This is a genomic window from Dawidia soli, from assembly GCF_018598185.1.
GTDB classification, from domain to species: domain Bacteria; phylum Bacteroidota; class Bacteroidia; order Cytophagales; family Cyclobacteriaceae; genus Ohtaekwangia; species Ohtaekwangia soli.
Genome location: NZ_JAHESC010000044.1, coordinates 25563 through 37530, shown reverse-complemented (window position 1 = coordinate 37530; position 11968 = coordinate 25563). Strand labels below are relative to the sequence as shown.

Annotated in this window: 13 protein-coding genes; 3 read left to right on the top strand and 10 right to left on the bottom strand. The window is 51.1% G+C overall.

The window, feature by feature from the left end; genetic code table 11:
- Positions 1-6: 6 nt before the first annotated feature.
- From lepA to KK078_RS23820, 3 genes are all read right to left on the bottom strand, one after another.
- The gene (lepA, locus tag KK078_RS23830) at positions 7-1791 is read right to left on the bottom strand and encodes a translation elongation factor 4 (protein WP_254092836.1); all 1785 of its coding nucleotides are present in this window, start codon (positions 1789-1791) and stop codon (positions 7-9) included.
- A gap of 95 nt (positions 1792-1886) precedes the next feature.
- Positions 1887-2450, bottom strand: coding sequence for a redoxin domain-containing protein (locus KK078_RS23825; protein ID WP_254092835.1), 564 nt, complete (start codon positions 2448-2450; stop codon positions 1887-1889).
- Positions 2451-2471: 21 nt separating this feature from the next.
- On the bottom strand, positions 2472-2798 hold the full coding sequence (locus KK078_RS23820; protein ID WP_254092834.1) for a HesB/IscA family protein: 327 nt from the start codon (positions 2796-2798) through the stop codon (positions 2472-2474).
- Positions 2799-2936: 138 nt separating this feature from the next.
- Between KK078_RS23820 and mce the strand changes: the two genes are divergently transcribed.
- On the top strand, positions 2937-3353 hold the full coding sequence (gene mce, locus KK078_RS23815) for a methylmalonyl-CoA epimerase (protein WP_254092833.1): 417 nt from the start codon (positions 2937-2939) through the stop codon (positions 3351-3353).
- Here mce and KK078_RS23810 read toward each other — a convergent pair.
- Positions 3331-3495, bottom strand: a complete 165-nt coding sequence (locus KK078_RS23810) for a hypothetical protein (protein ID WP_254092832.1) — start codon at positions 3493-3495, stop codon at positions 3331-3333. The genes mce and KK078_RS23810 overlap by 23 nt on opposite strands.
- 127 nt (positions 3496-3622) lie before the next feature.
- Here KK078_RS23810 and thiL point away from each other — a divergent pair, with 127 nt between their 5' ends.
- Positions 3623-4660, top strand: a complete 1038-nt coding sequence (gene thiL, locus KK078_RS23805) for a thiamine-phosphate kinase (protein ID WP_254092831.1) — start codon at positions 3623-3625, stop codon at positions 4658-4660.
- Here thiL and KK078_RS23800 read toward each other — a convergent pair.
- The 3 genes from KK078_RS23800 to KK078_RS23790 form a co-directional block, all read right to left on the bottom strand.
- Positions 4657-7854 carry a sensor histidine kinase gene (locus KK078_RS23800; protein ID WP_254092830.1) on the bottom strand — a complete coding sequence of 1066 codons (3198 nt, stop codon included), beginning with the start codon at positions 7852-7854 and terminating at the stop codon, positions 4657-4659. The two genes, thiL and KK078_RS23800, sit on opposite strands and share 4 nt — an antisense overlap.
- 3 nt (positions 7855-7857) lie before the next feature.
- The gene (locus tag KK078_RS23795) at positions 7858-8217 is read right to left on the bottom strand and encodes a hypothetical protein (RefSeq protein ID WP_254092829.1); all 360 of its coding nucleotides are present in this window, start codon (positions 8215-8217) and stop codon (positions 7858-7860) included.
- Between the two features lie 62 nt (positions 8218-8279).
- A complete protein-coding gene (locus KK078_RS23790) occupies positions 8280-8864 on the bottom strand; it encodes an acyl carrier protein phosphodiesterase (RefSeq protein ID WP_254092828.1) in 585 nt (194 codons plus the stop codon).
- Positions 8865-8996: 132 nt separating this feature from the next.
- On the opposite strand from KK078_RS23790, the gene KK078_RS23785 reads away from it, so the two are divergent.
- Positions 8997-9395 (top strand): hypothetical protein, encoded by a 399-nt coding sequence (locus KK078_RS23785; protein WP_254092827.1) that lies wholly within the window; start codon positions 8997-8999, stop codon positions 9393-9395.
- Here KK078_RS23785 and KK078_RS23780 read toward each other — a convergent pair.
- Genes KK078_RS23780 through KK078_RS23770 form a run of 3 tightly spaced genes read right to left on the bottom strand, consistent with a single transcriptional unit; the run spans position 9384 to position 11927 of the window.
- On the bottom strand, positions 9384-9800 hold the full coding sequence (locus KK078_RS23780; RefSeq protein WP_254092826.1) for a RidA family protein: 417 nt from the start codon (positions 9798-9800) through the stop codon (positions 9384-9386). The two genes, KK078_RS23785 and KK078_RS23780, sit on opposite strands and share 12 nt — an antisense overlap.
- A 20-nt stretch (positions 9801-9820) precedes the next feature.
- Complete coding sequence (locus KK078_RS23775) at positions 9821-10621, bottom strand: DUF4198 domain-containing protein (protein WP_254092825.1); 801 nt, start codon at positions 10619-10621, stop codon at positions 9821-9823.
- Between the two features lie 10 nt (positions 10622-10631).
- Positions 10632-11927, bottom strand: coding sequence for an aminopeptidase P family protein (locus KK078_RS23770; protein ID WP_254092824.1), 1296 nt, complete (start codon positions 11925-11927; stop codon positions 10632-10634).
- Positions 11928-11968: the final 41 nt, after the last annotated feature.

Below are 11968 nucleotides of genomic sequence, written 5' to 3'. Positions count from 1 at the left end.
AAAATATTATTCTATTTTCAGGATCGCCATGAATGCTTCCTGCGGCACCTCTACGGAGCCGATCTGGCGCATGCGTTTTTTACCTTTCTTCTGTTTCTCCAACAGTTTACGCTTACGGGAGATATCACCGCCGTAACACTTCGCGAGTACGTTCTTGCGGATGGCGCTCAGGTTTTCGCGGGCGACGATCTTCTGACCTATCGCTGCCTGAATGGCAATGTCGAACATCTGGCGGGGGATCAGCTCGCGCAGCTTTTCACAAAGCTTGCGGCCCCAATCCTGGGACTTGCCGCGGTGTACGATCGCGCTCAGGGCGTCTACTTTCTCGCCATTCAACATCACATCGAGCTTCACCATGTCCGACTCGCGGAAGCCAATGAGGTGATAGTCCAGCGATGCATAGCCGCGGGAGATAGACTTGAGTTTATCGAAGAAGTCGAATACAATTTCCGACAGCGGCATCTCGAACGACATCTCGACGCGATCGGTCGTGAGATAATTCTGATTTTTGATCAGGCCGCGTTTGTCCATACACAAGCTGATAATGGGGCCGATGTATTCTGCTTTTGAAATGATCTGAGCTTTGATATACGGCTCTTCGATGTATTTCATGCGGGTAGGGTCAGGCATCTCCGACGGTGCGTTGATGCTTATTTCCTCGCCGTCCGTCAGAAAAGCTTTAAACTGTACTGAAGGCACGGTCGTGATGACTGTCATGTTGAATTCACGTTCCAGTCGTTCCTGGATGATCTCCATGTGCAGCATGCCGAGGAAACCGCACCGGAAGCCGAAGCCCAGGGCCGCGGAGGTTTCCAATTCCCACACCAGCGACGCATCGTTGAGCTTAAGTTTCTCCATCGATGCGCGGAGCTCTTCAAACTCGGTGGTATCCACGGGATAGATACCCGCAAATACCATGGGTTTCACTTCTTCAAAACCTTTGAGCGATTCTCCCGGTCTGTCGGGATGTGTAATGGTATCACCCACATGCACTTCGCTGGCCACCTTGATACCGGAGATCATATAGCCTACGTTGCCTGCACTGATCTCGTTGCGGGGTTGTTTATCAAGCTTCAATACGCCGATCTCCTCCGCAAAATATTGCTGGCCGGTGTTCACGAACGTAATTCTATCGCCTTTGCGGACCGTGCCGTTAAAGACCCGGAAATAGATTTCAATACCCCGGAAGGAATTGAATACGGAGTCGAAGATCATAGCCTGCAGCGGAGCCTGTGCGTCACCCTTCGGAGGTTTGATGCGATGCACAACGGCGTGGAGGATCTCTTCGATGCCCTTACCTTCTTTGGCGCTGGCGCGGATGACATCTTCGCGTTTGCAGCCGATGAGGTCGACGATCTCGTCAGTTACTTCTTCGGGCATGGCGTGCGGGAGGTCGATCTTGTTCATGACCGGGATGATCTCCAGGTCGTGTTCCAGGGCCAGGTAGAGGTTGGAAATGGTTTGCGCTTCGATGCCCTGGCTGGCGTCTACAATGAGAAGAGCTCCTTCGCAGGCGGCGATCGAACGCGACACCTCATAGGAGAAGTCAACGTGGCCGGGGGTGTCGATCAGGTTGAGAATGTATTCCTGTCCATCCAGTTTGTACTTCATCTGGATGGCGTGTGCTTTGATGGTAATGCCTTTTTCTTTTTCCAGGTCCATGTTGTCGAGGACCTGTGCTTCCATTTGCCGTTCATTGAGGGTTCCTGTGAACTCCAGGAGCCTGTCGGCCAGCGTGCTTTTGCCGTGGTCGATGTGGGCTATAATGCAAAAATTGCGGATGTTTTCCATACCCGTCTGTTCCTCAAAAATTTAGGAATGCAAAAGTAGGAATTATTACTGGATTACGCGGCGGGGCAAGGCAGATTGCAGGCCCCGCGAAGATGTTATTTTTTTGCTTTCGCGGAGGGCAAGACCTGGATGGGACATCCTACCGCCTCGGTTTCGCGGATGCCCGGGACCTTGTGGCGCTGAACAGCCTCTATTGCATCCCTAAGGTAGCGTTGGGTAACACGTTGCCGGTATTTGCCGAGGTCAAAAAACCAGTCATCGATCGCACCCCGGTAAATGACCTGTTGGTTGATATCCGTCAGAAAGACTTCTGGCGTAATTCGGGCTGAAAATCTGCGAACCCATTGGAAGTCAGGGTCGGCGACCGCGGAAAAACGGATGCCGTATTCCTTCCAGAAATTATCGATCTCTGCCTGACTGACGCTACCCGGAATAACGGCTTTTACCTGCACGCCCTGCATGCGATAGACGCTGTCGATCTGCGTTAGCTCGCTGATGTACTTTTGACTGATCGGGCAGTCCAGTGCTAGAAACACCCAAATAATCAAACTGTCGGCAGGAATCGGCCTTACAGCCTTTTGCGGCTTGGCGTTGCCCGACTGTCCTGTCAATAACATCGTGCTTACTATCAACAGAAATGCGAGCAATATTCTTCGCATGTGTGTCTGGTAAAACGGTTGTTAAACCGAGAAACTCTCGCCGCAACCGCAGGTGCGCGTGGCGTTGGGATTGATAAATTGGAAGCCTTTTCCGTTCAAGCCGTCTGTGAAATCCAGGACGGTGCCGAGCAGATACAACAAGCTCTTTTTGTCAACCAGTATCTTGACGCCTTTGTCTTCGAAAACCTGATCGGCTGGATTGATCTGGTCGTCAAATCCGAGGTCGTACATCAGTCCGGAGCATCCTCCACCTTTTACCGAAACACGGATGTTGTGCTCATCTGTTCGACCTTCTTCCACGCGCAAGGCGGCGATTCTTTCTTTTGCTTTATCCGTTACCTGTATCATTGATAGGAAATGAACTTTGTCTTTCGTTGTATTATAACCGCCCACGGGCCGTCAATGTTCCCATTATTGCCCCAATTTCAAGCTTCGCTCTGTTAATTCTGGCAAAAGATTCATCTTTGAATACAAAGTTAACACAATATGGAAAAACTTGAGCACATCGGTATTGCGGTAAAGGACATGCAGCAGGCCAATGCACTTTTTGCTGCTCTTTTGGGAAAAGCGCAATACAAGATGGAAGAAGTGGCTTCTGAGGGCGTCCGCACGGCTTTTTTTGACGTGAGCGGGGTAAAAATCGAGCTCCTGGAGGCCACACGGCCCGATTCGCCGATCGCCAAATTTATTGAAAAGCGCGGGGAGGGCATTCACCACCTGGCATTCGAGGTTGCGGACCTGGAAAAAAGCATAGAGGATTATCAGGCCAAGGGATTTGAGCCGATCAACCCGCAACCCAAAAATGGCGCCGACAACAAGCGTATTTGTTTCCTGCACCCCAAAACGACGCAAGGCGTGTTGGTAGAGCTTTGCCAGGAAATTAAGGACGCTTCATCTCGCTAGCGCTCTTTCCGCCAAACTGGATGTCGTTATAATACTTCTGCTTCTTCTTCCCTTTTTTTGTTTTGTAATAGGGCTTGGATGAGGCGCAGGCGCCGATCACCATTGCTATTATCACCAGCATCGCAATCATCTTCTTCATCATGGTCTCCTTTTCAGGGGCATAGTTACTACGATATTAGGAAGTAAATCGCTCATATTCGCGCATAATCTTACTTTTGCAGGACGAAAGGGCTGTTCTCCCGGTGAAGCAGCGCCTGCCCATTTCATTTATGAGCGAGACCAGATCAGAAATCAGCCAGCTTGGAGAGTTCGGGCTGATCGACCACATCAGTCGGGATTTTTCCCTGAAAAACACTTCTTCCATCAAGGGCATTGGCGACGATGCCGCGGTGCTGTCAGCAGGACAGGATGATTTCCTGTTGCTCTCGACCGATATGTTGGTGGAAGGCATTCACTTTGACCTTGCGTACATGCCGCTGCACCACCTGGGATACAAGGCTGTAGCGGTGAATGTGTCAGACATCGCGGCGATGAATGGCAAGGCCGAGCAGATCACGGTAAGTCTTGCCCTGACCAATCGTTTTTCTGTCGAGGCTGTCGACGCTTTGTATAAAGGTATCCATGCGGCTTGTGAAAGCTATGGTGTCGATCTGATCGGCGGCGATACGACTGCTTCTCCGTCGGGGTTGGTCATTTCCATTTCGGTGACGGGGCGTGTGCAGAAAGACAAGGTTGTATACCGCAGCGGGGCAAAACCCAACGACATCATTTGTGTAACGGGGGACCTGGGAGGCGCTTTTATGGGGCTTCAAATCCTCGAACGCGAGAAGCAAGTCTACTTAGCGGACCCCAATATGCAGCCGGCATTGGATTCGTTTGAATATATCGTTGGCCGTCAGCTTAAACCGGAAGCGCGCACCGACGTTGTTTCCGATCTGGCAGAGGCGGGCGTGCAGCCGACGTCGATGATCGACATTTCCGATGGACTGGCCTCTGAGCTTTTCCATATCGGCAAAAACTCGAACGTTGGTGTTCGAATCTTTGAGGATAAAATCCCCATTGACCAGATCACGTTTAATACGGCGGTGGAGTTCAACCTCGATCCTATTACATGCGCGTTGAATGGCGGCGAAGATTACGAACTGCTGTTTACAATCTCTCAAGCGGATCTGGAGAAGATCAAAAACCATCCCGATATTCACATGATCGGTTATGTACACGACAAAGCCAACCAGCATTTGATGATCAGCAAGCAAGGTAGCATTGTGCCGCTGCAAGCGCAGGGCTGGAATCACTTCGCGTCTTAAGTATTATTCGCTGGGTTTTCTTCTGCAAGGGGAAATGCTACCCGGATGGTGGTGCCTGCGCCTTCTTCGCTGAAGACATCGAACGTGCCGTTGTTTACAGCGATGAACTCCTTGCATAACAACAGCCCGAGGCCGGTACCCTTTTCGTTGAGTGTTCCTTTTTTCAGGATCGGTTGTTTCATCGACAGTACCTTGCTGAGGTATTCGGCACTCATGCCAACGCCTTCGTCGTGGACCACGATCTCGGCCATTTTTCCTTTGCGCACGCACGTTACACGAACGACTTTGCCCTCGGGTGTATATTTGATGGCATTCGAGACCAGGTTTCGCAGGGTTACATAAAACATATTTTCGTCAGCATATACGGCCAGGGCTTCGTCGGCTTTATACGTAAGCTCGATCTTCTTCTTTTGAACTGTCAGCTGATACAGGCCCATGACCTTTTCTATGATTGCATTCACCGACACACGCGTGGGGTTGTGGGTGATGTTGCCCATCTGGGATAACGACCAGAAGAGCGTATTATCAATGAGATCAAGTGAGTTGGTGACGGAGTTGCGTATGGTCAATGCATACTTCTTCACATCGTCCCGTGACAACACGCCGGCGTCTTCGATGAGAATTCCCAAGAATCCTTTTAAGGTCGTCAGGGGGGAGCGGAGGTCGTGTGAGAGGATGGAGAAGATGAGGTCCTTCTTCTGATTGAGGGCTTTCAGTTCTTCGCGCGAGCGCTCGATCTCGGCTGTGCGCATGGTCAACAGGCTTTCGAGGCGGTGTCTGTCCAATTTGTCTTGCTGTACGCGGCCCTGGATCACGCCCAGCACGATCACGCCGGCGGCCACGAAGGCGAGTACGTTAAACCACCATGTTTTATAGAAAGGCGGTATGATATAGATCTTAACCGATGCTTCGGTGTCGGTGCCTCCGGTGCCGGTAACCTTGACGCGGAATGTATATTCGCCCGGTTCCAACTCCGTGTAGTTGGCAAAATTGTGTTGCCCGGCATCTATCCAGTTCTTGTCTATGTGTTCCAGTTTATACTGATACGTGTGCCGAACGGGGGTATGAAAATCGGCTGTGCCAAAGGTGATGGAGAAAAAGTTTTGAGTGTGCTTTAATTTCAGCTCTTTCCGGTCGAAGAGCGTGTAGTAATCACGGGTGTTCGATGCTGATTCGGCCGTATAGGTCGTCAGGCCAAAAAGAACCGGTGTGACAGTATGTCTTTTGATCGAAAACCGTTCGGGGTCGAATATGTTCAGGCCGTTTATTCCTCCAAAGGCAAGTTTTCCTTTATTGGTCCGGGCAAATGCCAGGCGATTAAACTCCTCATCCTGTACTCCTTCGGACGTATCGAAACTCGTGAAGGTGCTGTCGCTGTGCGCAAACCGAATGATGCCCTGGTTGGAGCTGAGCCAGATGTTACCGCTTTTATCTTCCAGGGCGGCATATATGGTATTGTCTGGCAGTCCATTTCTGGTAGTGAAATGTTTCCTGACGGTAAAACGGGCATCCGCTCCTACATCCAGTATATACATGCCCTCTTCGTATACTGTTACGATCAACGCATGTCCCGCTTGCTGGATTAGCAGAGGCATTTGCTTTGTCGTGTCGGCGGAGAACTGTTGCCGTATCAGCGGGCCGGTTTCCTTATCGCGGTGCCACAGATAGTCCGGTGTGCTGATCCAGATGCGCCCTTCGTTGTCTTCATACAGAAATGTTGCGCGGTGGCTGAAGTCGTTCCATTCTTCTACGTCGCCGCGCTGCAGATCGTATACCAACACGTTGCCCGCCACGAGCGCGTATAACTTTTGCCCGCTGCGCAGCAGTTGTCGCACGCGTTTCCCGCCGGTGTATTGTGCCAGGGGTTTGTACGATGTTATTTGCTGTGTTTGTGTGTTCAGCAGGAGCATTCCCTCGGACGACCCCACAAACATTTCGGTTTTGCTTTTAGGAGCAAACGCGTAGGGCACCACAATATCATCAACCCCGGGTATTGCAATCTTTATGCGTTGGGCTTTGTGCGTTGCCTGGTCGATAATATTTATGTAGCCGCCTTCCGTCGCCGCCCAGATACGATCGGCGGGATCCACGTGCAGCCCGCGAATAACGTTGTCGCTAAGCGAATTGGGGTTATGCGGATTAAACTCATAGTGCATGAATTTACGTTTGTCGCGATCGTATTTATTCAGGTCTCCATTCGTGCCGATCCAGATGATACCGGACCGGTCTTGAAAAACAGATGCACAGTTGTTCCCACTGATAGAGTACTCGTTGGTGGGGTCCCGCATCAATTGCAACATCTTTTGAGTGTCGGGGTCATATAGTACGGTACCGGATGTTTTGGTCAAGATCCAGATAAACTTTTGATCATCCTGCATGAACCCATTGATGCGACCGGCAAAGGGTTCCTGGTTGCCGGACAAATGCTCTACAATTTTATGTGTTGCCAAGTCGATCACCAGGACTCCTTCGAGGTCTGTACCGGCCCACAGCCGGTTGCGGTGGTCGATCATGAGGGCTGTGACCCGTGTCTTGGGGGCAAATGTGTACCCTTCTGCCTGCAACGGAATGGCATATTGGAACACTCCGTTTTCCATGACGTTGATGCGCCGCACACCTCCTGCGAAAACTTTGTTCTCATGCGTTAGCAAGGCCGATACTCCGGGATCGGGATCATGGGTATCACAGTATATCAGGGTGTCTTTTGCTACGTTGTAGAGGCCAGTGGCGGCGGCGGCCCAAATCCTGCCGTCGCGTGTCTGTGCCAGATCGTTTATCTCGGTTTTCTTTGAACGGACCAGCGTCACCAGTCTGTCGCGCACGTTTGAATACATCAACAGGCCGTGTTGACGGGTTCCGACCAGCAGGCGCCTGCCCTGCTCGTCCCACAGGAGGGACGTTATCTGCCGACTTGCCATGTGTACGGAGTCGGGCTCTACGTAATCAAATGCGGTGAAGTTGTAACCATCAAACCGGAACAAGCCGCTGGCGGTTCCGAACCACAACAATCCGCCGGGGTCTTGCAATATGTCCACTGCATACGAGGAGCGGATACTCCCGGGGACGGATACGTGCTCGAAGGGAACGTCGTCGGGCATGACCTGAGCCACGCCTACGAGGGGAAGCAGAAACAACAGCCATACCGGAAGACTGTGGAGCGTTTTGCGTTTAACTACGTTTCCGGTATACTGCATGTATCAGTCTTCAGGATAGGGAATAAATAAAAAATTTGTAAACTGTTCGTCTACTACAAACAGGCAGCAAAATTCATCGGGGTCTTTGTAGGCCTTCTCAAAGTCTTCGCGACCTGTCACCAGCCCGCGTTGCAAAAATTCGTCCAGAAAGGATGCGAAGTAATTCCAAGCTGTGCCCTGCTGGCGTTGGTCGAAAAGCAGCTGTCCGATGGGCTGCACGTCTTTGCAGAGCACAAAAACAGGATAATCAAAGCCCGCCTTGCGGATCTGGTAGGATGCTTCTTTCAGGGCATCGGCCACTTTGACAAAATCCTGTGAGATGGTGCCCAGGTACTTTCCATTCAATTCGGGATCGTTCTGCATAGTTATAGTGAAAGTCTCGGTAAAAAAACCACTTCGTTCGTTGAAAAACAATGACGCCCGGTCTAACGTGTTAAAAATGACTGAGCGTGTTTCCGCAGTTCGGGGAAAAATACCTCGAACTCCTCTCCAAATTCCTTATAGTACCTACGCAGTTCGTTAACCGCTTCGTCCATACGAGAGACGTGCGTCGTTCGCCGGGACATGCCGGTGAGGGTACGTTGTATGCCTTCGATGTGAGAATACCCCACCAGCCAATTGCCTCGGATCATATAGGGCAGCATTTGCTGCAGGCTGGCGGGCAGCAGGTACTGGAGCTCTTGCATGGTAGCATAGACGTGTACTGCAAAATCTTCCAGCGGCGCGGTGTGATACCCGGACCACCGTTTTGCCAGGTAATGATCATAGAACACGTCTACGATCACCCCGGCGTAGTGCCGGTACACCGGCCGCAAGCGGTCTTTGCTTTGTGAGACGACCGGGTGGTGATCTGTAAAATGGTCTATGGCGCGGTGCAGCTCTACGCCTCGTGCGATTTCCGGGTCGAGCTTTTCGAGCGAGGCGCGGCCTTTGACAAAGTCTCCCATAAAGTTGCCTGCCATGATCTTCGGATCGTTGCCTGACAAGTAGAGGTGGGCCAAAAAATTCATGTCCTTAAATTACGATTCCCCGCTTAAATACGACGTTTTTATGCTCCCCGGCTTTCCCAACGATGACTTTTGGACATAATTGCTTAATTGTGGTTAATTTTGCCTTTGCCTCAACAATCCGGATTTCTCTCTATGGCACCACTTGCACAAATGAAGTTGTTGATCAGCCTTGCTCAGATCGATGGCCGCGTGGCGGAACGCGAACAGTTTTACATCCTCAACATCGGCCGGGCCAACGGTTTTTATCCCGATGAGATCGAACCTCTTTTTGATGCCTACCATGAGTTGATCGTTCCGCAAGACCTGACGGCCGACGAGAAGTTCAATTACATCTTCAGCCTGGTGCAGCTCATGAAAATTGACGAACGTATGTATAAGGAGGAGATGATGTTCTGCTCCAAGATCGCAGCTTCGTTAGGATACGATCAACAGGTTATGTTCGATTTGCTGCTGCATGTCAGGGCTACACCTATGTCGGCCGAGGAGACTGCTTCCCTGAAAGAGCTCACGAAAAAATATTTAGTGTCCTGATCCTATCACGGCAATACATTTAAGCTCGATCGCGATCGGTGTCGGCAATGCATTTACCTCTACCGTGGTACGGCACGGTTGATTTTCTTTGAAGTATTCCGCGTAGATCCGGTTAAAGGTTAGGAAGTCGTCTTTCATGTTCGTGAGAAAGACGGTCACATCAACCAGGTTATCCCAACGCGCGCCGGATGCCTCCAGGATGAGGCGTACATTCTCAAAGACGGCGTGGCACTGTGTTTCTATGTCATACTGAAGAATTTTTCCGTCTTCATCCAGTGTGACGCCGGGGATGTCTTTTGCATCGCGTTTCCTTGGTCCCACGCCGGATAAAAAAAGCAGGTTGCCTACTTGTCTTGCGTGCGGGTATGCGCCGACTGGTTTGGGTGCCTTATCTGAAAAAAGCATAGTTCTTGTTGGTTTTTGCATTATCGGATGCCAAAGACGAGGCTGGCCGAAGCTGTGTTCCATTCTGTTCCGGCGATCTTTGACGGTTCTGTCTGTACGACACTGACCATCCACGGCCCGGCGCTGCTCAGGCGGGTCTCCATGGTTCCGTCTTTCTCGGTATAGATGTTCTGCAAGGTGGTACGATTATCTTTCCGGTTCCACACTTTTACCCGTGCGCCGAACAATGGCTTGCCATCCTTCAGAATCTTAAAACGCATGACATCTCCTGTCCGGAGGCTGTAGGGGTTTCGTTCGGGTATTATTTCCAATGGGAAGCCCACTGCTTTTTTATATACATCGTCTGGCGTATCTCCTACCTGTATCAACAATTTGGTATACACGACCTGCCGCTCGCCTGCGGGCTTATCACTGGTGCGGCTCTCTTTGCGTTTCGCCAGGATGGTTTCCAGTCCATTTTCCTCGAGGAATGCGTTGAATTCCGCAGCGTCCCACGCTTTAAACTGTGGTGCGCTTTGCAGGGCGAGCAACTGTGTTCCCGCCCTGTCGAATTTTATGGCAAGTCTTTCGCGATCGTCATTTTGTATCGAAGCCCGGAGATCTTTAACGCCAAGGCCGGCACGGTAATGTTCGAGGCGTACTACCTGGCTTTGCGTCAACGGCCAGGGCTCGGCTTTAAACTCTTCTCCCTGTACAAACCCGATCTTTGCGGTCTCTCCTACTTCGAAGAAATAGTTGCTGGGCAATATCCACCAGGTGGCTGCCTCCACGGCGCATGTGGCTGCGAGTAATACCGTCAGCATGAGAAACCGCTTTCGCATCGTCGTTTGTTTAGCTATTCATGATATGTTCTATCTCCTCTACTTCTTCGGGTATGTTCTTCATCAGGTCGTGTACTCCCTCCTTGCCAATGACTACGTTATTTTCAATGCGAACGCCGAGGCCTTCTTCCCGGATGTATATGCCCGGTTCTACTGTCCAAACCTGACCTTCGCGCATTTCATGATACATGCTGCCGACATCGTGCACATCGAGACCGAGCTGGTGGCTGGTGCCGTGCATGAAGTATTTCATGAAGAGGGGTTTGTCCCTATCCTGATTTTTGATGTCGGTCTTGTCTATGAGCTTTAACCCGATAAGCTCCTGTTCGGTAAACTGTTGGATCTGTTTGTGGTATTCGTAGTATTTCACCCCGGGACGCAGCAGCGAATAGGCGTGGCGTTTTACGCGCAACACGGCATTGTAGACTTCCTTCTGGCGTTTGGAGAAGCGACCGTTGACGGGTATTGTACGTGTCAGGTCGGCATTGTAGTTGGCATACTCCGCGCCTACATCCAGCAACAGGAGGTCGCCATCCTGGCAGACCTGGTTGTTCTCGAGGTAGTGCAGCACGCACGAGTTTGTGCCGGAGGCAATAATGGGTTCGTAGGCAAAACCGCGGGAGCCGCGGCGCAGAAATTCGTGTACATATTCGGCTTCAATTTCGTACTCCTTCACACCGGGCTTCACGAACTTCAATACACGCCGGAAGCCGGCATCGGTAATGTCGCACGCGCGTTGCATCAGGTCGAGCTCGTGTTGCGATTTTACCGACCGCAGACGGTGCATGATGGGTGCCAGGCGCTCATACTTGTGCAGCGGAAATTTCTCCAGGCACCATTTTACAAAACGCCCCTCGCGTGTCTCCACGGGGTTGTCGGCACGGTAATGGTCGTTGGTGTTGAGGTATACATATTCTGTGTCCCCCATGAGCATCATGAGGTTAAAGACTTTTTGAAATTCGGATACCCACAACACGGTTTGGATGCCGGTTTTTTCGCGGGCTTCCTGTTTGGTCAGTTTGTGTCCTTCCCAGATCGCGATCATTTCGCTGGTCTCGCGCACAAAGAGGACTTCTCTATAGCGTTCGTCTGGAAAGTCGGGGCACATGACTAAGATGGTTTCTTCCTGGTCTACGCCTGTGAGATAGAAGAGGTCACTGTTCTGCCGGAAGCGCATGCTGCCGTCGGAGTTTGTCGGCATAACGTCGTTGGCATTGACGACGAGCAGGGCGTGAGGCTTTAGTTCCTTGCGAAGCTTTTCCCGGTTTGATTCGAAGAGTTCCTTCGGTATGTTTTTGTATCTCATTTTCAATGGTTAATTTTCAAAACACCGTTCTGAACGGTTGT

Excerpts from the sequence above, each read along its gene's own strand:
- lepA (WP_254092836.1), bottom strand. The coding sequence starts at position 1,791 with ATGGAAAACATCCGCAATTTTTGCATTATAGCCCACATCGACCACGGC.
- KK078_RS23825 (WP_254092835.1), bottom strand. The coding sequence starts at position 2,450 with ATGCGAAGAATATTGCTCGCATTTCTGTTGATAGTAAGCACGATGTTA.
- KK078_RS23820 (WP_254092834.1), bottom strand. The coding sequence starts at position 2,798 with ATGATACAGGTAACGGATAAAGCAAAAGAAAGAATCGCCGCCTTGCGC.
- mce (WP_254092833.1), top strand. The coding sequence starts at position 2,937 with ATGGAAAAACTTGAGCACATCGGTATTGCGGTAAAGGACATGCAGCAG.
- KK078_RS23810 (WP_254092832.1), bottom strand. The coding sequence starts at position 3,495 with ATGATGAAGAAGATGATTGCGATGCTGGTGATAATAGCAATGGTGATC.
- thiL (WP_254092831.1), top strand. The coding sequence starts at position 3,623 with ATGAGCGAGACCAGATCAGAAATCAGCCAGCTTGGAGAGTTCGGGCTG.
- KK078_RS23800 (WP_254092830.1), bottom strand. The coding sequence starts at position 7,854 with ATGCAGTATACCGGAAACGTAGTTAAACGCAAAACGCTCCACAGTCTT.
- KK078_RS23795 (WP_254092829.1), bottom strand. The coding sequence starts at position 8,217 with ATGCAGAACGATCCCGAATTGAATGGAAAGTACCTGGGCACCATCTCA.
- KK078_RS23790 (WP_254092828.1), bottom strand. The coding sequence starts at position 8,864 with ATGAATTTTTTGGCCCACCTCTACTTGTCAGGCAACGATCCGAAGATC.
- KK078_RS23785 (WP_254092827.1), top strand. The coding sequence starts at position 8,997 with ATGGCACCACTTGCACAAATGAAGTTGTTGATCAGCCTTGCTCAGATC.
- KK078_RS23780 (WP_254092826.1), bottom strand. The coding sequence starts at position 9,800 with ATGCTTTTTTCAGATAAGGCACCCAAACCAGTCGGCGCATACCCGCAC.
- KK078_RS23775 (WP_254092825.1), bottom strand. The coding sequence starts at position 10,621 with ATGCGAAAGCGGTTTCTCATGCTGACGGTATTACTCGCAGCCACATGC.
- KK078_RS23770 (WP_254092824.1), bottom strand. The coding sequence starts at position 11,927 with ATGAGATACAAAAACATACCGAAGGAACTCTTCGAATCAAACCGGGAA.